Origin of the sequence: Rhizobium sp. 18055 (assembly GCF_902706285.1) — a bacterium.
Classification (GTDB): Bacteria; Pseudomonadota; Alphaproteobacteria; order Rhizobiales; family Rhizobiaceae; genus Rhizobium.
On record NZ_CACSKD010000017.1, the window covers coordinates 66,346 to 91,775 of the forward strand.

A 25,430-nucleotide genomic window follows, 5' to 3' on the forward strand; every position below is an offset into this window, starting at 1 on the left:
CATGAAAAGTTCATTTATTTCGAGCTCAGCCATTCAGAATGCCATGCGGTTGACGATCCGTCAGTCGCAGGCCCAGCTGGTGAAGTCTTCGTTGGAGGCCACGACGGGCGTCTACGCCGACATCGGTGCTTCGCTTGGCTCAGGCGCAGCGAAAAGCGTGAACTTCTCCTCCGAGGTGAGCCGCATCACGGCGCTGCAGAGCAGCAATTCGGTCGTGTCAGGGCGTCTCGAAGCATCCCAGCTTGGACTGGACAGCATGAAGTCGGCCGGCGACGCGCTCGTATCCAAGCTGACAGCCCTTCAGGGCAGCCAGGACAAGACCAGCATCACCGTTGCGCTTCAGTCGGCCGGTGACGCGCTCTCGTCGCTGATGGACACCGGCAACTCGATGCTCAACGGCGAGTATCTGTTCTCCGGCATCAATACCGACGTGCAGCCGCTGACCGACCAGACCACAGCTGCGACCGACGCCATCCAGACCAACCTCGAAGCCTGGGCGAGCGGCCTCGGCAAGACGACGGCCGAGCTGACCGGCGACGACATGGATACGTTCATTACCAATTTCGTCGAGCCGATGTTCTCGCAGGACACGCTCAGCGCCACATCGACGCCGCTGCCGTTCCCACCGGTCGGCGCCGCGACACCGGTGCCGCCTTTGGCCTACGTGACGCCCCCGGCGTGGAGCGACTGGTCAAGCGCATCGTACCAGAACATGACGAGCCGGATCAGCAACTCCGAAGTGATTGAATCGTCGACCAACTCGAATTCCGAAGGCATGCGCTACTTCGCGCTGGCATCGATCACCGTTTCAGCCCTGGCCGGCATGGATATCGGTGGCGACGCTCTGGCAATGACGACGTCGAAGGCAATTGCCTACGCAGCGCAGGGAACAACCGGCATCGTCACGCAGGCAAGCCAGCTCGGCCTGTCTCAGGAGCGCGTCGAAAAGGCCAACGATACGCTCGATGCCCAGTCCAGCATCATTCAGAACAAGCTTGTCGATCTCCAGGGCGTCGACCAGTCAGAAGCATCGACACTGGTCAACACACTGCAGACACAGCTTGAGACCGCTTACACGATCGTTTCAAAAATTCAGCAGTTGAGCCTCGTGAATTACCTTTGATGATCAAAGGTACGAAGTACAAGTACAAAGAAGGATGCATGAATGTATCAGTTCTCTTACGCCGAGGTCATGCAAGACTCGGTGGCCGATGCGAAGGAGCGGGAACGTCAAGTTCTCGACCGTTCCATCGAGCTTCTGACGATTGCGCGGGACAAAGAGAAGTATAGCCGCGAGGCCATCGATGCATTGTTTTACACCCGGCGGGTCTGGGTGAGCTTTGTCGAGGACCTCAAGCATCCGGACAACCAGCTTGAAATCCAGTTGCGAGCCAATCTGATATCCATTGCCATTTGGGTGTTGAAGGAAAGCGATCGGATCCGGAAACGGCAGTCTACGAACTACCAGGGCATTATTGACGTTACCACCATCATCAGGGATGGACTTAAATGAAAAGCACGCTTCGTATCTCGCTTAAGGCCGGGGAAAAGATCTTCATCAACGGTGCGGTTTTGCGCGTCGACCGTAAGGTCGCGCTGGAATTCCTGAACGATGTAACGTTCCTTCTCGAAAACCACGTTCTGCAGCCGGAGGACGCAACAACGCCTCTGCGCCAGCTCTACTTCATCGCGCAGATGATTCTGATCAACCCGGAAGGCAAGGACCAGTCGACGGCGATGTTCCGCAAGTCGGTGACCATGCTGTTGACCTGCTTCAAGAACGAAGAAGTTCTTGCCGAGCTGAAACGCATTGACGGTCTTGTTTCGACCGGCCGTGCCTTCGACGCCCTGAAGGCCATCCGCGGCCTCTATGTCATCGAGGACAACATCCTGAACAACCAGGAAATGCATCCGGCGATGGTTGAACAGATTCGCAAGGAGATTGCACCATGGCGGTAACAGCAACGACCTCGGCAACCTCCACGTCGACCACCTCGACAACATCGACGGCGGAAAAGTCGGCAACGCTGAACTACGACAACTTCCTGCAGCTGCTCATCGCCCAGATGAAAAACCAGGATCCGACCGATCCGGTGGACGCCAGCGAGCAGATGTCGCAGCTGGCCAGCTTCTCGCAGGTCGAGCAGACGATCCAGACCAACACCAAGCTGGACACGTTGCTGTCCAGCTCGAGCCTGACGCAGGCCAGCAGCTACATCGGCAAGTACATGACCAGCGCCGATGGCACGTCGGCCGGTACGATTGCATCGGTAAAAGTCTACTCGGACGGAATTATCGCGACGACCACCGATGGGAAGAGTATCCTCGTCCAGGCGGGAATCACTCTCGCGGACCAGGCGCCGGCTACGACGACCAGCAGCTGAGCGACAAGAAACTGAACGACGGTCCGGCCATGTTGGGGCGGACCGAAAGGCGATATGAGGTTGCCTGGAATGAATGAAGCTGATGCACTCGATCTGTTCCAGGCGGCGATCTGGACGGTTCTCGTTTCCGCAGGACCAGCGGTGGCCGCGGCGATGATCGTCGGCCTCGTCATTGCGCTGTTCCAGGCGCTGACCCAGGTGCAGGAAGCAACGCTGACCTTCGTTCCGAAGATCGTCGCGGTGCTCGTGACCATCGGTATTTCTGCTCCCTTCGTCGGATCGCAGATTTCGATCTTCACCAATCTGGTCTTCTCGCGCATCCAGTCCGGCTTCTGAGCCACCCTCGCGCAAGCTTCGCCGTTTAACTGTCGATTCGAATTGGCGGGCATTATGCCTGCACCTCTCATGAAGAGACGGAATCGATATGGCGCAACCACCCGCACTCCCCCTTCCGAAAGCCGGCCCGAGCCTGCGCGATGTGGGCTTTGCCCTGGGCATTATGCTCATCATCTGCGTGCTGTTCCTGCCGATCCCGCCATTTCTGATCGATATGGGACTGGCTATCTCGATCGCGCTGTCGGTTCTGATCCTGATGGTTGCGCTGTGGATCCAGAAGCCGCTCGAATTCTCGTCCTTCCCGACCGTTCTTCTGATCGCCACGATGTTGCGCCTGTCGCTCAACATCGCGACGACGCGTGTGATTCTCTCGCACGGCAACGAAGGCCATGATGCAGCCGGCGGCGTCATCGCCGGCTTCGCCAGCCTCGTCATGTCCGGCGACTTCGTGATCGGTCTGATCGTCTTCCTGATCCTGATCACCATCAACTTCATCGTCATCACCAAGGGTGCCACGCGTATCGCGGAAGTCGGCGCCCGCTTCACCCTCGATGCCATTCCCGGCAAGCAGATGTCGATCGACGCCGATCTGTCGGCCGGTATCATCGACGAACGGGAAGCCCAGCGCCGTCGCAAGGAACTCGAAGAGGAAAGCTCCTTCTTCGGTGCGATGGACGGTGCCTCCAAGTTCGTACGCGGTGACGCCATCGCCGGCTTGCTGATCACCTGCATCAACGTCTTCGGCGGCATCATCATCGGCTACTTCCGCCACGGCATGCCGATCGGCGAAGCGGCCGACGTTTTCGTCAAGCTCTCGGTCGGCGACGGTCTCGTCTCGCAGATGCCGGCCCTGATCATCTCGCTTGCCGCCGGCCTTCTGGTCTCGCGTGGCGGCACCATCGGCTCGACCGACAAGGCCGTCATCGACCAGTTGAGCGGCTATCCGCGCGCGCTGTCTGTCTCCGCGGTGCTGATGGCGGTTCTCGGCCTGATGCCGGGCCTGCCCTTCATCCCATTCATGTTCCTTGGCGGCGTGCTTGCCTTTGGCGCCTGGTTCATCCCGCGCCAGATCGACGCCGAAAACAAGGTGCTGCGCGAAGCCGAGGAAAAGAAGGTCGTTCAGAACAAGGAACTGGAAAAGGACTCCGTCAAGTCGGTCCTGCGCACCTCGGAAATCGAGCTGGCGCTCGGCAAGATGGTCTCCAGCCGCCTGCTCGGCGCCCACCAGGAGCTCGCCTTCCGTGTCGGCAAGATGCGCAAGAAGTTCGCCACCCAGTATGGCTTCGTCGTCCCCGAGATCAAGGTCACCGACGACATCGCCATCCCGGAAAAGTCCTATCAGATCCGCATCCACGGCACGACGGTGGCCTCCAATGCGCTGCGCGTCGGCGAAGTGCTTGTCGTCACCGGCTCCGGCCGCAAGCCGCGCATTCCGGGCGACGAGATCCGCGAACCGGCCTTCGGCATGCCGGCCGTCTCCGTTCTCGAAGCCTTTACCGAGGATCTGAAGCGCGAAGGCTTCCAGCCGATCGACAACGTCTCCGTCGTCCTGACGCATATGAGCGAAGTCATCCGCAACAACCTGCCCGCGCTGCTGTCCTACAAGGACCTGAAGGTTCTGATCGACCGCCTCGATCCGGAATACAAGAAGCTCGCCGACGAAATCTGCTCGTCTCACATGTCCTATTCCGGCCTGCAGGCCGTCCTGAAGCTGCTGCTCGCCGAGCGCGTCTCGATCCGCAACCTGCATCTCATCCTCGAAGCGGTCGCCGAACTCGCACCACACGTCCGCAAGACCGAGCAGATCGTCGAGCACGTTCGTGTCCGCATGTCGCAGCAGCTTTGCGGCGACCTGGCCGACAATGGCGTGCTGCGCGTGCTGCGCCTCGGCAGCAAGTGGGACCTCGCCTTCCACCAGGCGCTGAAGCGCGACAACAAGGGCGAAGTCGTCGAATTCGATATCGATCCACGCATGCTGGAAGAGTTCAGCGAGCAGGCATCGAAAGTTATCCGTGAATTCATGGACCGCGGCCTGCCTTTCGCTCTTGTCACCTCGCCGGAAACACGGTCCTATGTGCGCATGATCATCGAACGCTTGTTCGCAACGCTCCCGGTTCTCTCGCATGTGGAACTGGCCAAGGGCATCGAGATAAAGATTCTAGGCTCCATTTCATGATAACTGACCCGCAAGGGACCGTGTTGGCAATGTTTCTGATTTTCTGCAGGATCGGCGGTTGCGTGCTGACAATGCCGGGCTTTTCATCCGCCCGGGTCCCTGCGATGCTTCGGGTTTTCATGGCCGCCGCCTTGTCCCTTGCGATCATGCCGGTGCTCTGGGACACGGTCTATCCGGCGGTCCGCACCTCGAGTGCCACCTATATCGGCTTCATCTTCAGCGAATCACTGATCGGCGTGATGTTTGGAATGCTGGCCCGGCTTTACACGCTGGGCCTTCAGTTTGCCGCCAACATCGCCGCCATGATGATCGGCTATTCGCAGCCGAGTGCTGCCGACATCTTCGAAGACGGCCAGGAAAGCGCGATTTCGGGTTTCATCATCTTCGCCGGCATGATGATCCTGTTCATGATGGATTTCCATCATATCGTCTTCCGGGCGCTGATCGATTCCTACACCTCGATGCCCTTCGGCGGCGTCATGGAGATGCGCAGCACCCTCATCTCGTTCACAGACACGCTGTCATCGACCACCTTCATCATGTTGCGGCTGGCAAGCCCCTTCGTGATCTACGGGCTGCTGTTCAACGTCGCCATCGGCTTCGTCAACAAGCTTGCGCCGCAGATCCCCGTCTACTTCATCTCGACGCCCTACCTGCTCTTCGGCGGGCTCTTCCTGTTCTATTTCGCGGTGGCGGCGATGATCAGCCAGTTCGGGCAATCCTTTGCCGGCGTTTTCCTCGGTAGGTAGAACAGATGGCTGAAAAAACCCGCTCGGAGAAGCTCAAGCGCCTGGTTGCCGTTCAACGCCATCTCGAGCAGATGGCCGAGTTCGATCTTGCCGAAACGACGCGCCAGCGCGCCGAGGTGAATGAGGATATGGACAGCGTCATCCATGCGCTCGGTTCCATGGACCCGGTACACCATGCCTTTTCGCAGGGCTATGCCGATCGCTTCAATAGACTGGGGATCAAGGACAAGCAGCTGAACGGCATGCAGGAAGTCCACCAGATGCGTGTCCAGCAGGAGCGCGCCAAGGGCGATCGGCTTGAAGATGGCATGCGCGAGGCCCGGGAAGCCGAGCGTCGCGAAGCCGACGACAACGCAATCTATGATATCATCGATCAAAAATACGGTACGCCAGCCTCCAGCAAGCTTCAAAAACCATAATCGCCTCGATCTTAAATCAAGAGGATTATGACGTGGCTATTTCACCTCCGAGTGATCTGGTTCTGGATGTTGTCAAGGCTGCCGACCCGACCGAGGTCCAGGCGGCGCAGGCAAAACTGAAGGCAAACCAGGCAGCTTTCGCGGCCAATAGCCTTGCCGAAGCAGGCAACGGCTTCACCTCTGCCGTGGACATCCTCGATCGTACGTCCGGCAAGGCCGGTCTCGACGACGTGAAGAACCGCAGCACCAGCACGGAAGAGATTCCGGAAACCTATCGCAAGTTCGAAGCGATGGTCCTGCAGAATTTCATCAAGAACATGCTGCCGAGCGAAAGCGAAGAGGTCTACGGCAAGGGCGCCGCCGGCGACATCTGGAAGGGCATGATGGCCGAACAGCTCGGCAACACCATGGCCAAGGGTGACGGCATCGGCGTTGCAAAACAGCTCTATCATGATGCCTTGAAGAAGCAGGAAGGCAAGCTCGTGAACGCGGCTGCCGATCAGGATGATCGTGGCGCCGCTGTGAGCATGATCAACGAGTTCCAGCGCAAGACATTTGGTACCATCACAGCGGACAATAAATCCGCCAACGACGCCTAAGGGAATCGAGGAAAAAAATGGAAATAATCTCGAACGAATACCGAATCAAATCGGTTCTTGGACGCCTTGAAATGATCATCGACAATGAGAACACGCGCATCGGCAGCGATCCGCAGTTCGATCTCAAAGTATCGAATACGCACAAGAGCCGTTGCCTCTATGAGCTGTCGATGCTTTTCAGCGATGCAGATCCAAAGGAACTTGCAGCCTCGCATCTCGACCAGCTGCATGGCCTGAAAAAGAAGCTTGCCCTCAACGCGCGCCGTGTCGAAGCCCATCTTGAAGCCGTTCGCACGGTTGCCGATCTGCTGAAGAATGCCGTGCAGGATGCCGATGCCGATGGCACATACTCGCAAGAGCAATTCATAGCGCGTGATGCCTGATGATTAAGCTCGTTCTCACTGGCGTCTGGGTTTGCGTGATCACGCTGGCATCGGTCTACATGTCGGTACATCTGGCGACGGCGCCCGCGCCGGCTCCCGATCAATCGAAGCAAAGCTTGGTCGAGCTTGTGAAGGGCGAGTCCATTACCATCCCTGTCGTCAAGGATGGCGCGGTCGGCGGTTACTTCCTCAGCAAGATATCCTTCATGATGAACAAGGACATGATGAAGGGCACAACGCTGCCGCTCACCGAGATGACGACGGACGAACTGTTTTCGCTGCTCGTCGGCAACAAGATGATCGACATCGCCAATATGAAGGCGTTCGATCCGAATGCCTTCCGCGACATGGTCAAGAAGGATCTGAACGAGCATCTGGGCGGTGAGTACATCGATCAGGTGCTGCTGGAACAACTCGACTATCTCTCCAAGGAGGAAGTCGCAGCCAACGCTTCTGGCCAGCCGAAGAAAACCAGCAAGCCCGTCAACGTCGTGCCCCCGGCACCGGTGAAAGAGGCCGCGGCCGCCGGCGAATAGCTCTCCAGCGGCAGGGGCGGTGCATCCGGCACTGCGCCCGGGCCTCGCCCATGGTTAACGATATCCTGAAATCATCCAACGAATTCAACGGATTTTCATAAAGGTTACTTGATCGGCGCCTGTTATACCGCTCCGTAATGGGCAGACATGCGCGCTGGCTTCCGATTTGAATGCAGCGCGCGATCCCAGGCAGACCTCTGTGTGACCGGGATCGCGAAGCCATGAAGCATTATCGCCAGGAAGCGGGCATGAACCTGATCGCGAATTTCGCGGTCCTCGCCTCACGCCGCGCCATTTTCGATCTCCCTGTTTGCGATCTCGGATGGGACGATGCGCTCGTTTTCATCAATGAGCTGCTGTCCATGCCGGTCGGGCAGACATCGATTTCCTTCGTCAATGCGCACAACATGCTGCAGGCGCTGAACGACGAGGAATATCGCGAGATCCTGTCTCAGAACCTTGTTCTGCCGGATGGCATCGGCCTCAACATTGCCTCGCAGATCGCGCACGGATCACCTTTTCCTGCCAATCTCAACGGCACCGATTTCGTGCCGGCGCTGCTGACCTTCATGGAGCTGCCGCGCCGCATCGGCCTGATCGGCGGTTCCCGTGCCGTCATCGAAGCTGCCGCCGCCAACTTCCGCAGGCATACGCCCTGGCACGAATTCATCGTCATCTCCGACGGCTATTTCGACAAGCAGGACCCGTCTGTCGTGGTCAGCGAGTTGTCGCGCCAGAAACTCGACATCGTCATCGTCGGCATGGGCACCCCGTTGCAGGAAAAATGGGCTCATCAGCATATTCGCGATGATCACGCGCGGCTGGTGCTGACGGTCGGTGCCCTGTTCGATTTCGTCTCCGGCTCGGTCCCCCGCGCGCCGCATCTGGTGCGCGCAATGCGCCTCGAATGGGCCTACCGGCTGGCGCATGAGCCGAGCCGCCTCTGGCGCCGCTATGCCGTCGGCATCCCGTTGTTTCTGTATAATGTCGCACGCTACCGGTTTAGCCGTCGGGCGCAGATCATGAAGCGCTCAGAAGTCGGCACGGCACGTCAGGATTGAGCAAAAATTAACCTTTTCTTTGCCAGCAATGTTTAGGCTCGGTTAACCATACGCGAACTGCGGTGGGGTTCGACCGTACCATGCACGAGACCTGGCGATGCGCGAAAACTATCAGAGACGTCCGACCCACTCTCGGCCCTTGCCTTTTGAGGAAGAGCACGATCTGAACGGCATCGCCTTAGGTCATCCTCCCGAAGACCTGCCCTTGCCGGAAGCGGAGCTGCTGCGGATCATCGAACGCACTTTGCAGGCGCAACGCATGCCGCAGCCCGAGCCCGCTGCCGCCCCCCTTGTCAGCCGAATCGAGACCATCCTTGGCAAAAGGCTCGAGGCCGCCAATGACGGCCAGGCGCCGATTGAAGCGTCGGTCGATCGTCTCGGCATGGACGATCTGATCGACGATCTGGCAGCCGAAGAATTCCACGTCGAACCGACCTCGGATATGGCTGCCGAGACCATGTCGAAGCCCGCGCCCGCTGCTGCACCGCGCCGCCGCCGGTCACTGATGGCTGCCGGTGCTCTTTGCGCGCTCGGTGCTGCCGGCGGAATGCTGATCCCGGCCGCCCCATCCGGCTTCCGCGCCGAAAGCGTTCTGGCCGTGCAGGGTTCCCGCCAAGACCGTCCGGCGCTGGTCACCGCAGCGCGCAATGCGCTTGTCTCTCAGCGAGCGATCGCGACGGCCGTCACCGCCCTCAAGCTGGATCAAGACAGCGCGTTTGCCGGTGGCAACGCCGGCGCCTTGAATGTCGTCGTTGATCTCCTGTCCGCAAGCGGCGCCGCTGCCGATCCCGTATCAAGGGCCGAGGCATCGCTGGCCGCTGCCATTCACGCGTCGGCAGACGCGAAAGCGGGAACCGTCGATTTCAGCGTGACCACCGGCAGCGCCGCGACATCGGCGCGCATCGCATCCTATCTCGTCTCCACCGTTGCCCGCCCGGCGGCAGCAACCGGCGTGGTTGATGGTGCGGTGGAAAAGGCGAGCACAGAGGCCGACGCCGAACTCGCAGCCTTTACCCAGCAGAACGGCGAGGGCAATGTTCAGGTGGCAACCCGCCTGCAGCAGCAGGTCACCGAAGCCAATGCGGCTCTGCAGAATGCCGAGCAAAGGGTCGTCTCGGCAAAGACTGAGGCGGACCTGCTCAAGGCCGCAACGGCAGACGACGTCCTGACGGGTGCGATTGCTGCACAGATCATTTCGCCAGCGCTCGAAGACCGTCGCGGCAAATATGCCGTCGCGAAATCGACGCTCGCCCAGCTCGCCGCCAGCCTCGGCCCGCGTCATCCGCGCCTGATCGCCCAGCAGGCGGAAGTCGATGGCCTGCGCGACAGTATCGCCCAGGAACTGGGCCGGCTATCGCGCGATGCCGGCGACGAACTCAAATCGGCTGTTGCCTCCAGGCGCCAGCTTGGCGATCAGCGCAATGCCCTGATCGCGCAAAGCAGGGACACCGGCGTCGATCTCGCCAGGTTGACCGAACTGCGCGACAAGTCTGCCGCCGCGCATCGCCGGCTGGAGGATGAGATCAGCACCGGTGCAATTCCGACCGATGGGCCTCATCTTCTCGTGCTGAGCGCACCGCAGGTGGCCACCGTCGCTCCGGGACGCAGTCCCTGGTTCACGCCTGCCCTGGGCGCGCTTGCCGGTCTCGTCTTCGGCCTTGCCGGCCTCTGGCGGCGGCGCGCTGACACGGGAGAGCCCGAGACCTTCGAACCGGTGGCCTTTGCGGAACCGGTCGTCGATATGCCGCCGGAGATCGCTGTGGAGCTGCCGGTCGAGGACGCCTCCGACGAGGTGGAAATCCTGCGCGCCGAGATCGCCGCCATGCGCGATCGACTGACGTCCTACGCCGCGACGGCCTGATCGTCGTTCACCTGCGACATGATTGTTCTTGCATTTCTCGTTTCAGGCAGGATAGGGCGTGGACAGGCAAATCATGTCGAACGCCACTGACTAGAATGGCGACGCAGGTGCAGGGAGACAGTCTTGGCGACAGTAATCGACGGCAAACAGGTTGCAGCTTCGGTCATTCAAACGGTGAAGGCCGCATCCGCAGCGCTCGAAAAGCAGAGCGGCGTTCAAACCGGCCTCGCGGTCATCATCGTCGGTGACGATCCGGCCAGCCACGCCTATGTCGGCTCGAAGAGCAAGATGGCCAAGGAATGCGGCTTCAAATCCGTGCAGCACACGCTGCCGGTCGAGACGACGCAGCAAGAGCTGGCTGCACTGGTCGCCTCGCTCAACGTCGATCCATCGATCCACGGCATCCTCGTGCAGCTGCCATTGCCCAAGCACCTGAATTCCGAAGCGATCATCCAGTCGATCCTGCCGGAGAAGGACGTCGATGGTCTCCATGTCGTCAACGCCGGCAAGCTGGCGATCGGCGATCTCGAGACCGGCCTCGTCTCCTGCACTCCCGCCGGCGCCATGGTCTTCGTGCGCCGCACCCATGGGGAGGATCTCTCGGGCCTCAATGCCGTGGTCATCGGCAGGTCCAATCTGTTCGGCAAGCCGATGGCGCAGCTCCTGCTCAATTCCAACGCCACCGTGACCATCGCCCATTCCCGCACCAAGGATCTGGCAGCCGTCTGCCGCAACGCCGATATCCTTGTCGCTGCGGTTGGTCGTCCGGAAATGGTAAAGGCGGATTGGGTCAAGCCCGGCGCCACCGTCATCGACGTCGGCATCAACCGCATTGCCGCGCCTGAAAAAGGCGAGGGCAAGACCCGCTTGGTCGGCGATGTCGCCTTTGCCGAGGCCGCGGACGTCGCCAGCGTCATCACCCCGGTTCCAGGTGGCGTCGGCCCGATGACCATCGCCATGCTGATGGCGAATTCCGTCATCGCAGCACACCGCTCCGCCGGTCAGACGCCGCCGAAGTTCTGATCCTCGCGCGGTGCGGCACCTGTCGATGCCCGCACGATCAGCTCCGTCTTCCAGAGTTCCTGTTCAGGGAAGGGGCCGTCCTGCTTGACGGTCCCGATCAGCCGCTGCGCGATCCTGACGCCTGCAGCCCGCAGCGAAGACCGCGTGGTCGTCAGCGGCACGGAAAAATTCTCGGGCTTCAGATGCGGCAGCACGTCGTCATGGGCAATCAGCGAAATGTCTTCGCCGAGCTTCAATCCCGCCTGCGTCACCGCCCGGATGGCGCCGAGCGCCAGCACCGTGCTCGAACAGAGGATCGCCGTCGGCCGCTCGGGCAGCTGCAGAAAACGCTCCATGGCAAACTGCCCATGTTCGTCGGTCATCGACATGTGGCTGATACAGGCCTCGGGGAGCGTAAGCCCACGCTCGGCGAGTGCCGAGACCACGCCATTCCGGCGCCGGATCGCGAAATCGAGATGGTCCGGACCGTTCAGCAATCCAAACCTGGTGTGCCCGAGTTGCAGCAGCAGCCGCGTGGCATCGTAGAACGCGCCCTCATTGTCGATGTCGAGATAGGGATAATCCGGCTCGGTGCCGAACGAACGCCCGTGCACCAGAAATGGCATCGACAGCGATTTCAGCAACGGCAGCCGCGGATCATGCCCGCGCATATAGGCGACGAACAGCGCATCGACATTGCCGCTGATGGCCAGCCGTCGCAGGGCGCCGACCTCGTCGTCAGGATCGGCAGGCATGATGACGAAATGAAAGTCGTGGCGCACCGCCTCTTCGCCGAGCCCGGTCAGGAATTCGCCGAAGTGTACATCCGAATAATGCCCCGGCGCCGACGGCATCACCAGTCCGATCGATCCGGCCTTGCCGGTCGCCAGCCGTTGCGCAGCCTTGTTCGGCCGGTAGCCAGTTTCCTGGACGGCTCTCAAAACCCGCTCGCGCGTTGCCTCGTTGACCTCGGGGTAGCCGTTCAATGCACGGCTCACCGTCGTCTGAGACAAGCCCAGCAATTCCGATAGCTGTTTGAGATTCACCTGCTGAACTTCCTCCACACGCCTTGGAGGTCATTCTCCCAAATGGCATCCAAAGCGCTTTTAATTATGTAGCAGTTGCACCGCTTGACTCAAGAAAAATCGCTCCATATTCGAACTCAACAGTTGCTGCACCGCGATATATCGATGCTGCCATGCGGCTCCTGCGAATTGCCTTGACTCTTTTGCGCCGAAAGTGAAATGAGTTGGTTGTCAAAGCGCTTTGGAATTTCGGTTGCAAGCGTGATTCAGATTGTGATGGGAGGATGATCACATGAAAAAGTCATTTTTGATGGGCGTTGCCGTGGCAGCGCTTTTGGCAGGTGGTGCATCTGCTGCTGATTTGAAGTTTGCACCGGGCGAGGACGCCAAATTCAACTGGAAGAGCTACGACGACTTCAAGGCGGCAAATGCCGACCTGAAAGGCCAGGAGCTGACGATCTTCGGACCGTGGCGTGGCGAGGACGAAGCCTTCTTCCGCAGCATTCTTGCCTACTTCACCGAAGCGACCGGCATTGATGCCAAGTACTCGTCGTCGGAAAACTACGAGCAGCAGATCGTCATCGATACGCAGGCCGGTTCGCCGCCGAATATCGCGATCCTGCCGCAGCCGGGTCTCCTGGCCGATCTCGCCAGCAAGGGCTTCCTTGCGCCGCTCGGCGACGACAATTCCAAGTGGGTGAAGGACAATTACGGCGCCGGCGACAGCTGGGTAGGTTACGGCACCTACAAGGGCAAGGACGGCAAGGACGCCTTCTACGCCTTCCCATACAAGGCCGACGTGAAGTCGCTGGTCTGGTACGTGCCTGAAAACTTCAAGGAAGCGGGCTACAAGGTCCCGACCACGATGGAAGAGCTGAAGGCCCTGACGGATCAGATCGTCAAGGACGGCGGCGTTCCCTGGTGCATCGGTCTGGGTTCAGGCGGCGCCACCGGCTGGCCGGCAACCGACTGGATCGAAGACCTGATGCTGCGCATGCAGCCGCCCGAGGCCTACGACAAGTGGACGACGAACGCTCTGAAGTTCGACGATCCGGCCGTTGTCTCGGTGATCGAGGAATTCGGCACCTTCGCCAAGAACGAGAAGTACGTCGATGGCGGCGTCAAGGCTGTGGCCTCGACCGACTTCCGCGACAGCCCCAAGGGCCTCTTCGCCGTTCCACCGAAGTGCTACATGCACCACCAGGCATCGTTCATCCCGTCCTTCTTCCCTGAGGGAACGAAGCTCGGGCAGGACGCCGACTTCTTCTACATGCCGACCTTTGCCTCGCATCCTGAACTCGGCAAGCCGGTTCTGGGCGCTGGCACGCTTGTCACCATCGCCAAGGACTCCAAGCCTGCGCGTGCCTTCGTCGAATTCCTGAAGACGCCGATCGCACATGAAGTCTGGATGGCCCAGTCGAGCTTCCTGACCCCTTACAAGGGCGTCAACACGGCAGCTTATGCCAACGAGCAGATGAAGCGCGAAGGCGAGATCCTGACGACGGCAACGACCTTCCGGTTTGACGGTTCCGACCTGATGCCCGGCAAGATCGGTGCCGGCGCCTTCTGGACCGGCATGGTCGATTTCGTCGGCGGCAAGTCCGCTCAGGACACCGCCAAGGAAATCCAGAGCGCCTGGGACGGCATCAAGTAACATCGCCCGGACACCATGCCGCCTGATCGGGCGGCGTGGCTGCAATGCCTGGCCGGACGCTGTCACCAGCGCCGGCCATCGCTGCCTCTTGGCGGCGTGATTTCAAAAAAGACATGCGCATCAGGGGAGGGATGAATGCTTTCGCAACTGGTTTCCGCTTTGGGGGTCGTGGTCGTCGCTGTCTTCGCATGCGCGGCCTATTTCTACTTCTCGAACAAGCTGCTCGATCTGGCGCTTCCGGTGAAGGATGGCGACATCATCGCCGCCTCGAAGAACCTCAACCGCCGCTCGGTGATCCGGCCTTGGCTGTTCCTGTTTCCGGCACTCTTCCTGCTCGTCGTCTATCTCGTCTACCCCGTGATCGCGACGCTGATCCTCTCCTTCTACGATCGCTCCGGCGTCGAGTTCGTTGGCTTCAACAATTACAAATGGGCCTTCGGCGACCGAGAATTCCGCCAGTCGATCTTCAACAACATTCTCTGGCTCGCCGTCGTTCCGGCTGCCTGCACCTTCTTCGGCCTGGTGATCGCCGTGATGACCGACCGCATCTGGTGGGGCAATATCGCCAAAAGCATCGTCTTCATGCCGATGGCGATCTCCTTCGTCGGCGCTTCGGTCATCTGGAAATTCATCTACGAATATCGCGGCTCCGGCACGCAGATCGGTCTCTTGAATGCCATCGTCCAGACCTTTGGCGGCACGCCGCAGGTGTGGATCTCGGTGCCCTTCTGGAACAGCTTCTTCCTGATGGTGATCCTCATCTGGATCCAGACCGGCTTTGCCATGGTCATCCTCTCGGCAGCCCTTCGCGGCATTCCCGAGGAAACCATCGAGGCCGCCGTCATCGATGGCGCCAATGGCTGGCAGATCTTCTGGCGCATCATGGTGCCGCAGGTCTGGGGCACGATCGCCGTCGTCTGGACCACCATCACCATCCTCGTTCTCAAGGTCTTCGACATCGTGCTGACCATGACCAACGGGCAGTGGGACACGATGGTTCTCGCCAATCTGATGTTCAACTGGATGTTCAGGGGCGGCGGGGATTCCGGCCGAAGTGCCGTTATCGCCTTGATCATCATGCTCGCCGTCACGCCGATCATGGTGTGGAACGTCCGCCGCGCCAACCGCGAAATGGGAGGCAAGTGACATGACCCTGTCCCGCAGCTTCCTCAAGATCGGCCCGGCCCGTCTCTTCGTCCACTTCGCAGTCCTGGTGATCGTCATCATCTGGCTGATCCCGACGCTCGGCATCTTCGTCAGCGCCCTGCGAGACAAGGACCAGATCGTCGTCTCCGGCTGGTGGACCGCCTTCTCCGGCTCCTCGCGCACCGTCGCCGCCCGCCTCGGCGCCGCCGATCTGCAGAAGCCTGACGGCCCGGCATTCGTCATCTCAGGCAATGTGCTCGACGGCCAGGAAGGCCGCTCGATCAATGCCTTCGGCACCAAGGTCGCCCAGCCATCCGCCTACAAGGCCGGCGAAACTGCCGATCTCGGCGATGGCGTGTCGCTGCTCGTCAATGCCGACGGCAGCTACCGCTACATGAAGAACGCCGCTTTCGGCCCGGATGATGGCGGCCGCCGCGTCTACATCTCGGTCGCCACGCCCCCCGAATTCACCATGCAGAACTACAAGACGGTTCTGACGGGCGAGGGGATCGGCCAGTCCTTCATCAACTCGCTGACGGTGACGATCCCGGCCACGATCATCCCGATCCTGATCGCCGCCTTTGCCGCCTATGCGCTGAGCTGGATGGAATTCCCCGGTCGCGGTCTGTTGATCGCGCTCGTCGTCGGCCTGATCGTCGTTCCCTTGCAGATGTCGCTGATCCCGCTGCTGCGGCTCTACAATCAGGTCGGCATGCTGCTGGACACGCCGTCCAAGACCTATCCCGGCATCTGGCTGGCGCACACCGCCTTCGGCATGCCGCTCGCGATCTATCTGCTGCGCTCCTATATTGCCGGCCTTCCCAAGGAGATCATCGAATCCGCCCGCGTCGATGGCGCCAGCGAGTTCGATATCTTCACCCGCATCGTTCTGCCTCTGTCCTTCCCGGCACTCGCCTCCTTCTCGATCTTCCAGTTCCTCTGGGTGTGGAACGACCTGCTCGTCGCCATGGTCTTCCTCGGCACCGACAGGGACCACCTCGTTCTGACCGGTGCGCTGAACGCGCTGCTGGGCTCGCGTGGCGGCAACTGGGAAATCCTGACGGCCTCCGCCTTCATCACGATCATAGTACCGCTGCTCGTCTTCTTCGCCTTGCAGCGCTATCTCGTACGCGGTCTGCTCTCGGGCTCGGTCAAGGGCGGCTAAAATATCCCAAGACGCTATCAAGACAATAATCCAACAGGACCACTTATGAGCATGGCTTCTCCATCGAACCTCACGGCTGACAAAGACTGGTGGCGTGGCGCGGTGATCTACCAGATCTATCCGCGCTCTTACCAGGACTCCAATGGCGACGGCATCGGCGATCTCAAGGGCATTACCGCCCGCCTGCCGCATGTCGCAAACCTCGGCGCCGACGCCATCTGGATTTCGCCGTTCTTCACCTCGCCGATGCGCGATTTCGGATACGACGTCTCCGATTACGAAAACGTCGATTCGATCTTCGGCACGCTTGTCGATTTCGACTCACTGATTGCAGAGGCCCATCGCCTCGGCATCCGGGTGATGATCGACCTGGTCATCTCGCACTCGTCCGACCAGCATCCCTGGTTCGTCGAAAGCCGTTCCAGCAAGACCAACGCCAAGTCTGACTGGTACGTCTGGGCCGATTCCAAGCCGGATGGCACGCCGCCCAGCAACTGGTTGTCGATCTTCGGCGGCTCGGCCTGGGCGTGGGACCCGACCCGCATGCAATACTACATGCACAACTTCCTGACCTCGCAGCCGGACCTCAACCTGCACAATCCCGAAGTGCAGAATCGGCTGCTGGAAGTGGCGCGTTTCTGGCTGAAGCGCGGCGTCGATGGCTTCCGTCTCGATACCATCAACTTCTATTTCCACGACAGGGAATTGCGCGACAACCCGGCACTGGCGCCGGCGCGGCGCAACGCCTCGACGGCACCGGCCGTCAATCCCTACAATTTCCAGGAACACCTCTACGACAAGAACCGCCCGGAGAATATCGCCTTCCTGAAGCGCTTCCGGGCCGTTCTCGAAGAATTCCAGGACATCGCTGCCGTCGGCGAGGTCGGCGACAGCCAGCGCGGCCTTGAGATCGTTGGCGAATACACCGCCGGCGACGACAAGATGCATATGTGCTACGCCTTCGAATTCCTGTCGCCCGATCCGCTATCTCCGGAGCGCATCGAAGACGTGATGAACGACTTCGCCGCCGCCGCCCCCGATGGCTGGGCCTGCTGGGCGCTCTCCAACCATGACGTCATGCGCCATGTCAGCCGCTGGGGCGCGCTGGTCGCCGATCGCGATGCTTTTGCCAAGCTTTATGCATCGATGCTGTTGACCATGCGCGGCTCGGTCTGCCTTTATCAGGGCGAAGAGCTCGGCCTTACCGAGGCGGACCTCGCCTATGAAGACCTGCAGGACCCCTACGGCATCCAGTTCTGGCCGGAGTTCAAGGGCCGTGACGGCTGCCGCACGCCGATGGTCTGGGACAGCCAGGTTGCCCAGGGTGGCTTCTCGACCGTCAAGCCATGGCTGCCGGTCCCCGTCGAGCACATCCTGCGGTCAGTCAGCGTCCAGCAGGGTGATGAGAACTCGGTGCTCGAGCACTACCGCCGCTTCATCGCATTCCGCAAACAGTACCCGGCCTTTGCCAAGGGCGAGATCAAATTCATGGAGCCGCAGGGCGACATACTGATCTTCCAGCGCGATTACGGCAATGAGCGATTGATCTGCGTCTTCAACATGAGCGCGACCGAAGCCAATGCCGTTCTACCTGCCGGCGACTGGCAGGCGTTGACGGGCCATGGCTTCGTCAGCAATAACTATGGTGACAAAATCGATATACCGGCGTGGGGCGCGTATTTCGCGCGGCTCGCGTAAGGGACTTCTGGAGGAGGAGAACTCGATGACTGGACTGACGCTCAAGGACATTCGCAAATCCTATGGTTCCGTGGACGTGCTCCACGGCATCGATCTGGAGATCAAGGAGGGCGAATTCGTTGTGTTCGTCGGTCCGTCGGGCTGCGGCAAGTCGACGCTGCTGCGCATGATCGCCGGTCTCGAAAACATCACCGGCGGCGACATGTATATCGACGGCCAGTTGGTCAACGACGTGCCGCCCTCCAAGCGCGGCATCGCCATGGTGTTCCAGTCATACGCGCTCTATCCGCATATGACCGTCTACGACAACATGGCCTTCGGCATGAAGATCGCCGGCGAGAACAAGCAGGAAATCGATCGCCGCGTCCGCGCGGCCGCCGATAGCCTGCAGCTCACCGCCTATCTTGATCGCCTGCCCAAGGCGCTCTCCGGTGGCCAGCGCCAGCGCGTTGCCATCGGTCGCGCCATCTGCCGCAATCCCAAGGTCTTCCTGTTCGACGAGCCGCTCTCGAACCTCGACGCGGCGCTGCGCGTCGCCACCCGCATCGAGATCGCCCGTCTGAACGAACAGATGGCCGACACCACGATGATCTACGTCACCCACGACCAGGTCGAGGCGATGACGCTGGCAGACCGCATCGTGGTGCTGTCGGCCGGCAACATCGAACAGGTCGGAGCCCCGCTCGAACTCTATGAGCGCCCGGCCAATCTCTTCGTTGCCAAGTTCATCGGCTCACCGGCCATGAACGTCATCCCGGCCACGATCACCGCTGCCGGCGCGACCACGACGGTCACCCTGACCGGCGGCAAGTCGGTGACGCTGGATATTCCGACGGCTGTCTCCGAAAAGGGCAAGACCGCAAGCTTCGGCGTTCGCCCCGAAGATCTGCGCCTTGCCGGTGCCACCGATGACTATCTGTTCGAAGGGGAAGTCTCGATCGTCGAGGCGCTCGGCGAAGTCACGCTTCTCTACATCGAAGGCCTCGTGCCCAATGAGCCGATCATCGTCAAGCTGCCCGGCACCCACGACGTGAAGCGCGGCCAGAAGATGCATTTCTCCGCCGAGCGCTCGAAGCTGCATCTCTTCGACGCCGAGGGCCGCACCTACCGCAGGTAGGTCTATCAACTATCTTTGGGCCGTTTGAATAAAACGGCCCAGGGAGCTGCGGGTCTCACTTTCTGTTAAAGATCACTTGCTAGACTTTCCCTATTGCACATCTAGGGGAATATTTCAGTGGCGACACCTAACCCACAGTCCGGCAGACATTTTCTGAGCAAGGAAGAATCCTTCATGTACGACCGCGAAGTGCGGTTCAAGATGGAGGACACCATGAACGCCGCGCGTCTCGAATATACCGAGAAGGGCGTCATGAACATGGCATCGCGCCGCTGCGACATTATTCGCATTTCCAAGAGCAGCGCGGTTCTCGCGATTCTGACGCAGTTCAACCTGCCAAAACAGTTTTACCTTGACCTTCCCGACGCCCGCATCACCAAGATCGGCTGCATGCTGACGCGCGTGAATGCCAACAACACTGTCGAAGTCCGCTTCCTGCGGATGCTGACCGACAAGGAACTCAACAAGATCTTCGTCTACAGCACCCATCCGTCGCATCGCGACCGCGTGCTCGACATTCGCGGCTGATCTGCCGCCGTCATAGTCTTCAACGACAAAGCCCGCGAGATCGTCTCGCGGGCCTTGCTGCTTCTATCGACAGTGCGAACGCTGCGGCCTAATGGAACAGCACGCTGGCGCCGCGGTCGGACGCGCCGACGGCACGGCGGAACGGGGCGAACAGCTCGCGGCCCATGCCGAACTCGTTGTCCGAGAGATCGACGACCACGGCCTCGCGCTCGGCCATATCGGCTGCATCGACCAGCACTTCAAGCGTGCCGGCGATGGCATCGAGGCGGATCATGTCGCCTTCGCGGATGCGGGCGATCGGGCCGCCATCGACGGCCTCGGGCGTGACGTGGATCGCCGCCGGCACCTTGCCCGACGCGCCGGACATGCGGCCATCTGTGAGCAACGCCACCCGGAAGCCGCGGTCCTGCAGCACGCCAAGCGGCGGGGTCAGCTTGTGCAACTCAGGCATGCCGTTGGCCTTCGGTCCCTGGAAGCGAACCACGGCGATGAAGTCGCGGTTCAGCTTGCCGTCCTTGAAGGCGTCCTGCAGTTCCTGCTGGCTGTGGAAGATCATTGCTGGCGCCTCGATGATGTGCCGGTCGGCCTTCACCGCCGAGATCTTGATGACCGCCTTGCCGAGATTGCCGCGCAGCATCTTCAGGCCGCCATTCGCCTGGAACGGCGTCTCGATGCTGGCCAGAACCTTCGGATCGACGCTTTTCTCCGGCGCCGGCTCGCGAACGATGTTGCCGTCGTCGCCAAGCCGCGGATCGATCGTGTAGGCCTGCAGGCCATGGCCGAACACGGTGCGCACATCGTCATGCACCAGACCGTGCTTCAGCAGTTCCTTGATCAGGAAGCCCATGCCGCCGGCCGCGTGGAAATGGTTCACGTCGGCAAGCCCGTTCGGATAGACGCGGGCGAGCAGCGGCACCACTTCCGACAGCTCGGCAATATCCTGCCACGTCAGCTGGATGCCGGCCGCGCGCGCCATGGCGACGATGTGCAGCGTGTGGTTGGTCGAGCCGCCGGTGGCATGCAGGCCGACGACGCCGTTGACGATCGAGCGTTCGTCGATCATCTCGCCGGCAGGCGTAAACTCGTTGCCCTGCGCGGTGATCGCCAGCGCCCGCTTGGTCGCCTCGCGGGTGAAGGCTTCGCGCAGCGGCGTGCCGGGGTTGATGAACGATGCGCCGGGCATGTGGAAGCCCATGATCTCCATCAGCATCTGGTTCGAATTGGCGGTGCCGTAGAACGTGCAGGTGCCGGGGCCGTGATAGGACTTCGACTCGGCCTCCAGCAGCTCGGCGCGGCCGACCTTGCCTTCGGCGTAGAGCTGGCGAACGCGCGATTTCTCGTCGTTCGGCAAGCCCGTCGTCATCGGTCCTGCCGGAATGAAGATCGCCGGCAGATGGCCGAAGGACAGCGCCGCAATGACGAGACCGGGCACGATCTTGTCGCAGACGCCGAGATAGAGTGCCGCATCGAACATGTTGTGCGACAGGCCGATGCCGGCCGCCATGGCGATCAGATCGCGCGAAAACAGCGACAGCTCCATGCCGGGCTGGCCCTGCGTCACGCCATCGCACATCGCAGGCACCGCACCCGCCACCTGCGCGATGCCGCCGGCCTGGGCCGCGGCCTCACGAATGATCGCCGGATAGGTCTCGAACGGCTGATGCGCCGAAAGCATGTCGTTGTAGGAGGTGATGATGCCGAGGTTGGAAACACGGTCGCCGGCCAGTGCTTCCTTCTCGGCGGGGGAACAGACGGCGAAGCCGTGTGCCAGGTTCGCGCAGCCGAGCGAGGAGCGCATCACGCCCTTGCTCGCCGCCGCTCGTAATCGCTCGAGATAAAGCTCGCGCGATGGTTTTGACCGTTCGACGATACGGGCTGTGATTGCGGCAACGCGCGAGTGAGCGGACATGGGAGATCCTTGTCTTTTCCTGGTCTACGATTGTCTGTTCGTCGGTTCCGTGCCCTGAGGCTTACGGAGCCCAGTAGATATCGAGTGGCGAAGCGGCGCGGCGCAAAATGGCGCGGATGGGCATCTCTGCCTCGTCGCCGGCACCCTCGGCTTTCGCCAGAACATCCTTCTTGCTCTCGCCTTCGATGTGAAGGATCAGCAGCTCTGCATCCTGCAGGCTGGAGAATGTGAAGGTAAGGCGGGGCTCGCCCGCACCTTCGGCATCCATGGTCATCACACCGCGCGGCGTCGCAGGATTCAGCGCAACGGCGAGATTGCTGCCGCCGGGGAAGAACGATGCCGTGTGGCCATCGCCGCCCATGCCGAGAATGACGACGTCGAACGGATTGCCGATCTTTGATGTCGCAGCAGTCGAGAGCTTTGCGGCTTCTTCGACGGAGGCCGCAGCCTGATAGAGCGGCTGGAACGTCGCTGCCTTGGCGCTGTTCTGCAAAAGGTTGCTCGCCACCAGCAGGTGGTTGGAGCGTGGATTGTCTGCCGGCACGAAACGCTCATCGACCAGCGTGATCGTCACCTTCGCCCAGTCGATGTCGCGTGTCGACAGCTCCTGAAAGAAAGCCTTTGGCGTCGAGCCGCCGGAAACGGCAATCACTGCCGTTCCCTTTGATGCGATAGCCATCGAAAGCGATGCAGCGACCTTGTCCGCAAGGTTGCGCGCCAGTTCCGCGGCGTTGGCAAAATTGTGCATTGTCGCTGTCATCGTGCTCTACCTCAGATGTCGTCGTGCCAGGTGCGGCCGTCGCGCTCGATCAGCGCGATCGACTGGCTTGGACCCCAGGTGCCGGCAGTATAGCCCTGCACCTTCTGGCCGGTGGATTCCCAACCCTTGAGGATCGGATCGACCCACTGCCACGCCGCTTCCACTTCGTCACGGCGCATGAACAGCGTCTGGTTCGAACGGATGACGTCCATCAGCAGGCGCTCATAGGCATCGGGATTGCGAACCGAGAAGGCTTCGGCAAAGCTCATGTCGAGCGAAACGTTGCGCAGGCGCATGCCACCCGGGCCCGGGTCCTTGATCATCAGCGACTGCTTGACGCCTTCGTCAGGCTGCAGGCGGATGATCAGCTGGTTCTGGTTGATGCGCCCGGCCGACTGGTCGAAGACCGAGTGCGGGATCGGCTTGAAGGTGATGACGATTTCCGACATGCGGCCGGCAAGACGCTTACCGGTGCGGATGTAGAAGGGCACGCCGGCCCAGCGCCAGTTGCCGATCTCGGCCTTGATGGCGACGAAGGTCTCGATGTTCGAAACGCCGCCTTCGAGTTCTTCCAGATAGCCCTTGACCGGACCGGTTCCCGAGGCGCCGGCGCGATACTGGCCGCGCACGGTGTTCTGCTCGACATTCGAAGCGTCGATCGGCTTCAGCGCCCGCAGCACCTTCAGCTTCTCGTCGCGAACGGCTTCGGAATCCATCGACGACGGAACTTCCATTGCCACCAGGCAAAGCAGTTGCAGGATGTGGTTCTGCACCATGTCGCGCAACGCGCCGGCGGTGTCGTAGTAACCGGCACGACCTTCCAGACCGACGGATTCGGCGACGGTGATCTGCACGTGGTCGATATGCTGGGCATTCCACAGCGGCTCATAGAGCGCGTTGGCAAAGCGCAGAGCCATCAGGTTCTGCACGGTTTCCTTGCCGAGATAGTGGTCGATGCGGAAGATCTGCTCTTCCTTGAAGACCTTGCCGATCGTGTCGTTGAGCGATAGAGCCGAGGCCAGGTCGCGGCCGATCGGCTTTTCGACGACGATGCGGGTCGTCTTGGTGATCAGCTTGTGATCGTGGATCTTCTGCGAGATATCGCCGAAAATGCCGGGTGCGACGGCGAGGTAGAAGGCGCGAACGCGATCCTTGCCTTCGTCGAGCAGCTTCTTCAGCTGGTCCCAGCCGGCGTCGGAGCGCGCATCGACCGGCACGTAATAGAGGCGCTGGCAGAACTTGGTGACCTCGGCTTCGTCGTACTCACCCTTTTTCAGATGCTCTTTCAGGGCATCCATCGCAAACTTGCGATACTCTTCGTGGGTCAGCGCGCTTCTGGAAGCGCCGATGATGCGGGTCGGCTCGGAGAACTGGCCTTCGATCTGGCGATGGTAAAGCGCAGGCAGCAACTTGCGCTCGGCAAGGTCGCCACTGCCGCCAAAGACGACATAATCGAAAGGTTCAACGGGAATGATTTGGCTGCTCATGAGGCTATCTCTCAATCAGACTGGTTCGTGGCTTGTTTAATCTAATCGATTTAAAAAAGCCAGTGTGCGCTGCAATGAATCTGTTCGGCACTGGTTTTAGATCGAATTTGCCGCCGAGGAAATCCGCAATCTGACTAAAACTTGTCGCGCAGTGCAAACCAGGAAAGCGCCAGGAAAAGCAGCGGCGCGCGTGCTGCCGAACCACCCGGAAATGCCGGCACCTTCAGCGATTTGAAAAGCTCGAGATCTTGCGAGCCGCCGATCACGGTTTCGGCATAGAGCTTGCCGCAATAGTTGGACAGCATGACGCCATGGCCGGAATACCCACCGATCGAGGTGACGCCCGGCATGACTTCGCGCACGAACGGCTGCCGCGGCATGGTGATGCCGACCGAACCGCCCCAGGCATGGGTGATCTCGACCTTGTCCAGTGAAGGATAGATCTCCGCAATCTGGCGGCGGATATGCTCGGAGATGTCGCGCGGATTATCGGAGGTATAGGCCTCGCGCCCGCCAAACAGCAGCCGCCCGTCGATCGACTTGCGGAAATACCGCACCACGAAGCGAGAATCGGCCACAGCCTCGCCGCCGGAGATCACGTCGGGATGATAGGTCAGGGGTGCCGTGGCGCCGATGAACGAGCGGATCGGCATCACATGGCTCGCCGTCACCGGTTCGAGATTGCCGATATAGCCGTTGCAGGCAATCAGCGCCTTGTCGGCAACGATCTGTCCGCGTGCCGTATCGATCGTCACCTTGCCGCCGCTCTGGCGAATGGCGGTGGCCTTGGTCATCTCATAGACCTGCGCACCGGCATTCGACGCCACCCGCGCCAGCCCGATCAGGAGCTTCAGCGGATGGATATGCCCGGTGCCGGTATCGCGGACGCCGCAGAAATAGCGCTTCGACCCGAGCCGCTCCTGCGTCTCCGCCTTGTCCATGAACTGGGCATGCTTGTAGTCATAGCGGCTGGCGGCAATCTCGGCATTGTCGCGGTAGTCCCGCTCGTATCCCGGCTTGTGCGCGACATTCATTTGGCCCGGCATGAAATCGATATCGATCTGGTGCTCGGTGGCAAAGTCCAGCAGATGCTGCTTGGCGCCCTCGGCCAGATCGAACAGCGCTTTCGACCGGGTGTAGCCGATCTGCTCTTCGAGCTCCTCCGGCCACGAGCGCTGCCCGGTGCCGAGCTGGCCGCCATTGCGCCCCGAAGCGCCGTCGCCGAAACGGCATGCCTCGATCAGGACCACCGAAACGCCGGCCTTCGCCAGATTGTAGGCCGCCTGCAGACCCGTATAGCCGCCGCCGATGATGGCGACGTCGCATGTCGTCGATCCGTCGAGCTCAGGGTAGAGAGGCCGCTCGCCCGCTGTCGCCTGATACCAGGAAAGGCCGGGCGCGATCGGGCTCTGCCACGTCTCTTGCGATGTCATGG

The 25,430-nt window shown here is 60.8% G+C and carries 25 protein-coding genes; 20 read left to right on the top strand and 5 right to left on the bottom strand.

Annotated features, from left to right (window positions below):
• Window position 1: 1 nt before the first annotated feature.
• The 14 genes from GVL52_RS23640 (at window position 2) to folD (ending at window position 11,527) form a co-directional block, all read left to right on the top strand.
• Entirely contained in the window at window positions 2–1,123 is a 1,122-nt protein-coding gene (locus GVL52_RS23640) for a flagellar hook-associated family protein (protein WP_160011614.1), read from the top strand.
• 42 nt (window positions 1,124–1,165) lie between these two features.
• Entirely contained in the window at window positions 1,166–1,513 is a 348-nt protein-coding gene (flaF, locus tag GVL52_RS23645) for a flagellar biosynthesis regulator FlaF (RefSeq protein WP_160011616.1), read from the top strand.
• Window positions 1,510–1,959: a flagellar biosynthesis repressor FlbT gene (gene flbT / locus GVL52_RS23650; RefSeq protein WP_018898450.1), complete on the top strand. Its 450-nt coding sequence runs from the start codon at window positions 1,510–1,512 to the stop codon at window positions 1,957–1,959. Before flaF ends, flbT begins: the two co-directional genes overlap by 4 nt.
• Complete coding sequence (gene flgD / locus GVL52_RS23655) at window positions 1,950–2,384, top strand: flagellar hook assembly protein FlgD (RefSeq protein ID WP_160011618.1); 435 nt, start codon at window positions 1,950–1,952, stop codon at window positions 2,382–2,384. The genes flbT and flgD overlap by 10 nt, the downstream gene beginning before the upstream one ends.
• 69 nt (window positions 2,385–2,453) lie before the next feature.
• Window positions 2,454–2,720 (top strand): flagellar biosynthesis protein FliQ, encoded by a 267-nt coding sequence (gene fliQ / locus GVL52_RS23660; protein ID WP_018898452.1) that lies wholly within the window; start codon window positions 2,454–2,456, stop codon window positions 2,718–2,720.
• A gap of 88 nt (window positions 2,721–2,808) precedes the next feature.
• Window positions 2,809–4,896 carry a flagellar biosynthesis protein FlhA gene (flhA, locus tag GVL52_RS23665; RefSeq protein WP_160011620.1) on the top strand — a complete coding sequence of 696 codons (2,088 nt, stop codon included), beginning with the start codon at window positions 2,809–2,811 and terminating at the stop codon, window positions 4,894–4,896.
• Window positions 4,893–5,645 carry a flagellar biosynthetic protein FliR gene (gene fliR, locus GVL52_RS23670; RefSeq protein WP_160011622.1) on the top strand — a complete coding sequence of 251 codons (753 nt, stop codon included), beginning with the start codon at window positions 4,893–4,895 and terminating at the stop codon, window positions 5,643–5,645. Before flhA ends, fliR begins: the two co-directional genes overlap by 4 nt.
• A 5-nt stretch (window positions 5,646–5,650) precedes the next feature.
• Window positions 5,651–6,064 carry a hypothetical protein gene (locus tag GVL52_RS23675; protein ID WP_160011624.1) on the top strand — a complete coding sequence of 138 codons (414 nt, stop codon included), beginning with the start codon at window positions 5,651–5,653 and terminating at the stop codon, window positions 6,062–6,064.
• Between the two features lie 32 nt (window positions 6,065–6,096).
• On the top strand, window positions 6,097–6,663 hold the full coding sequence (locus tag GVL52_RS23680; protein WP_160011626.1) for a rod-binding protein: 567 nt from the start codon (window positions 6,097–6,099) through the stop codon (window positions 6,661–6,663).
• Between the two features lie 17 nt (window positions 6,664–6,680).
• A complete protein-coding gene (locus GVL52_RS23685; protein ID WP_160011628.1) occupies window positions 6,681–7,046 on the top strand; it encodes a hypothetical protein in 366 nt (121 codons plus the stop codon).
• A complete protein-coding gene (locus tag GVL52_RS23690) occupies window positions 7,046–7,582 on the top strand; it encodes a hypothetical protein (protein ID WP_160011630.1) in 537 nt (178 codons plus the stop codon). The genes GVL52_RS23685 and GVL52_RS23690 overlap by 1 nt, the downstream gene beginning before the upstream one ends.
• A gap of 248 nt (window positions 7,583–7,830) precedes the next feature.
• Window positions 7,831–8,643, top strand: coding sequence for a WecB/TagA/CpsF family glycosyltransferase (locus GVL52_RS23695; protein WP_160011684.1), 813 nt, complete (start codon window positions 7,831–7,833; stop codon window positions 8,641–8,643).
• A 97-nt stretch (window positions 8,644–8,740) separates the two neighbouring features.
• Window positions 8,741–10,504 (top strand): succinoglycan biosynthesis protein, encoded by a 1,764-nt coding sequence (locus GVL52_RS23700; protein WP_160011632.1) that lies wholly within the window; start codon window positions 8,741–8,743, stop codon window positions 10,502–10,504.
• A gap of 123 nt (window positions 10,505–10,627) precedes the next feature.
• Window positions 10,628–11,527, top strand: coding sequence for a bifunctional methylenetetrahydrofolate dehydrogenase/methenyltetrahydrofolate cyclohydrolase FolD (gene folD, locus GVL52_RS23705; protein ID WP_160011634.1), 900 nt, complete (start codon window positions 10,628–10,630; stop codon window positions 11,525–11,527).
• On the opposite strand, the gene GVL52_RS23710 is transcribed toward folD, so the two are convergent.
• Window positions 11,506–12,552 carry a LacI family DNA-binding transcriptional regulator gene (locus GVL52_RS23710; protein ID WP_160011636.1) on the bottom strand — a complete coding sequence of 349 codons (1,047 nt, stop codon included), beginning with the start codon at window positions 12,550–12,552 and terminating at the stop codon, window positions 11,506–11,508. The genes folD and GVL52_RS23710 overlap by 22 nt on opposite strands.
• Window positions 12,553–12,823: 271 nt before the next feature.
• Between GVL52_RS23710 and GVL52_RS23715 the strand changes: the two genes are divergently transcribed.
• The 6 genes from GVL52_RS23715 to GVL52_RS23740 all read left to right on the top strand — a co-directional run bounded on the left by GVL52_RS23715 (window position 12,824) and on the right by GVL52_RS23740 (window position 19,839).
• Entirely contained in the window at window positions 12,824–14,185 is a 1,362-nt protein-coding gene (locus tag GVL52_RS23715) for an ABC transporter substrate-binding protein (protein ID WP_160011638.1), read from the top strand.
• 135 nt (window positions 14,186–14,320) lie between these two features.
• On the top strand, window positions 14,321–15,331 hold the full coding sequence (locus tag GVL52_RS23720; RefSeq protein WP_160011640.1) for a carbohydrate ABC transporter permease: 1,011 nt from the start codon (window positions 14,321–14,323) through the stop codon (window positions 15,329–15,331).
• A 1-nt stretch (window position 15,332) separates the two neighbouring features.
• Entirely contained in the window at window positions 15,333–16,496 is a 1,164-nt protein-coding gene (locus GVL52_RS23725; RefSeq protein ID WP_160011642.1) for a carbohydrate ABC transporter permease, read from the top strand.
• Window positions 16,497–16,541: 45 nt separating this feature from the next.
• Window positions 16,542–18,194: an alpha-glucosidase gene (locus GVL52_RS23730; RefSeq protein ID WP_160011644.1), complete on the top strand. Its 1,653-nt coding sequence runs from the start codon at window positions 16,542–16,544 to the stop codon at window positions 18,192–18,194.
• 25 nt (window positions 18,195–18,219) lie between these two features.
• The gene (locus GVL52_RS23735; protein WP_160011646.1) at window positions 18,220–19,311 is read left to right on the top strand and encodes an ABC transporter ATP-binding protein; all 1,092 of its coding nucleotides are present in this window, start codon (window positions 18,220–18,222) and stop codon (window positions 19,309–19,311) included.
• A 174-nt stretch (window positions 19,312–19,485) separates the two neighbouring features.
• Window positions 19,486–19,839, top strand: a complete 354-nt coding sequence (locus GVL52_RS23740; RefSeq protein ID WP_160011648.1) for a hypothetical protein — start codon at window positions 19,486–19,488, stop codon at window positions 19,837–19,839.
• An 88-nt stretch (window positions 19,840–19,927) separates the two neighbouring features.
• On the opposite strand, the gene edd is transcribed toward GVL52_RS23740, so the two are convergent.
• The 4 genes from edd to GVL52_RS23760 form a co-directional block, all read right to left on the bottom strand.
• Window positions 19,928–21,748, bottom strand: a complete 1,821-nt coding sequence (gene edd / locus GVL52_RS23745; RefSeq protein WP_160011650.1) for a phosphogluconate dehydratase — start codon at window positions 21,746–21,748, stop codon at window positions 19,928–19,930.
• Between the two features lie 61 nt (window positions 21,749–21,809).
• Window positions 21,810–22,508, bottom strand: a complete 699-nt coding sequence (gene pgl / locus GVL52_RS23750; protein ID WP_160011652.1) for a 6-phosphogluconolactonase — start codon at window positions 22,506–22,508, stop codon at window positions 21,810–21,812.
• Between the two features lie 11 nt (window positions 22,509–22,519).
• On the bottom strand, window positions 22,520–23,995 hold the full coding sequence (gene zwf / locus GVL52_RS23755; protein ID WP_160011654.1) for a glucose-6-phosphate dehydrogenase: 1,476 nt from the start codon (window positions 23,993–23,995) through the stop codon (window positions 22,520–22,522).
• 134 nt (window positions 23,996–24,129) lie between these two features.
• On the bottom strand, window positions 24,130–25,428 hold the full coding sequence (locus GVL52_RS23760; protein ID WP_160011656.1) for an FAD-binding oxidoreductase: 1,299 nt from the start codon (window positions 25,426–25,428) through the stop codon (window positions 24,130–24,132).
• Between the last annotated feature and the right edge of the window lie 2 nt (window positions 25,429–25,430).

Excerpts from the sequence above, each read along its gene's own strand:
- GVL52_RS23640 (WP_160011614.1), top strand. The coding sequence starts at position 2 with ATGAAAAGTTCATTTATTTCGAGCTCAGCCATTCAGAATGCCATGCGG.
- flaF (WP_160011616.1), top strand. The coding sequence starts at position 1,166 with ATGTATCAGTTCTCTTACGCCGAGGTCATGCAAGACTCGGTGGCCGAT.
- flbT (WP_018898450.1), top strand. The coding sequence starts at position 1,510 with ATGAAAAGCACGCTTCGTATCTCGCTTAAGGCCGGGGAAAAGATCTTC.
- flgD (WP_160011618.1), top strand. The coding sequence starts at position 1,950 with ATGGCGGTAACAGCAACGACCTCGGCAACCTCCACGTCGACCACCTCG.
- fliQ (WP_018898452.1), top strand. The coding sequence starts at position 2,454 with ATGAATGAAGCTGATGCACTCGATCTGTTCCAGGCGGCGATCTGGACG.
- flhA (WP_160011620.1), top strand. The coding sequence starts at position 2,809 with ATGGCGCAACCACCCGCACTCCCCCTTCCGAAAGCCGGCCCGAGCCTG.
- fliR (WP_160011622.1), top strand. The coding sequence starts at position 4,893 with ATGATAACTGACCCGCAAGGGACCGTGTTGGCAATGTTTCTGATTTTC.
- GVL52_RS23675 (WP_160011624.1), top strand. The coding sequence starts at position 5,651 with ATGGCTGAAAAAACCCGCTCGGAGAAGCTCAAGCGCCTGGTTGCCGTT.
- GVL52_RS23685 (WP_160011628.1), top strand. The coding sequence starts at position 6,681 with ATGGAAATAATCTCGAACGAATACCGAATCAAATCGGTTCTTGGACGC.
- GVL52_RS23690 (WP_160011630.1), top strand. The coding sequence starts at position 7,046 with ATGATTAAGCTCGTTCTCACTGGCGTCTGGGTTTGCGTGATCACGCTG.
- GVL52_RS23695 (WP_160011684.1), top strand. The coding sequence starts at position 7,831 with ATGAACCTGATCGCGAATTTCGCGGTCCTCGCCTCACGCCGCGCCATT.
- GVL52_RS23700 (WP_160011632.1), top strand. The coding sequence starts at position 8,741 with ATGCGCGAAAACTATCAGAGACGTCCGACCCACTCTCGGCCCTTGCCT.
- GVL52_RS23715 (WP_160011638.1), top strand. The coding sequence starts at position 12,824 with ATGAAAAAGTCATTTTTGATGGGCGTTGCCGTGGCAGCGCTTTTGGCA.
- GVL52_RS23720 (WP_160011640.1), top strand. The coding sequence starts at position 14,321 with ATGCTTTCGCAACTGGTTTCCGCTTTGGGGGTCGTGGTCGTCGCTGTC.
- GVL52_RS23725 (WP_160011642.1), top strand. The coding sequence starts at position 15,333 with ATGACCCTGTCCCGCAGCTTCCTCAAGATCGGCCCGGCCCGTCTCTTC.
- GVL52_RS23730 (WP_160011644.1), top strand. The coding sequence starts at position 16,542 with ATGAGCATGGCTTCTCCATCGAACCTCACGGCTGACAAAGACTGGTGG.
- GVL52_RS23735 (WP_160011646.1), top strand. The coding sequence starts at position 18,220 with ATGACTGGACTGACGCTCAAGGACATTCGCAAATCCTATGGTTCCGTG.
- GVL52_RS23740 (WP_160011648.1), top strand. The coding sequence starts at position 19,486 with ATGTACGACCGCGAAGTGCGGTTCAAGATGGAGGACACCATGAACGCC.
- edd (WP_160011650.1), bottom strand. The coding sequence starts at position 21,748 with ATGTCCGCTCACTCGCGCGTTGCCGCAATCACAGCCCGTATCGTCGAA.
- pgl (WP_160011652.1), bottom strand. The coding sequence starts at position 22,508 with ATGACAGCGACAATGCACAATTTTGCCAACGCCGCGGAACTGGCGCGC.
- zwf (WP_160011654.1), bottom strand. The coding sequence starts at position 23,995 with ATGAGCAGCCAAATCATTCCCGTTGAACCTTTCGATTATGTCGTCTTT.
- GVL52_RS23760 (WP_160011656.1), bottom strand. The coding sequence starts at position 25,428 with ATGACATCGCAAGAGACGTGGCAGAGCCCGATCGCGCCCGGCCTTTCC.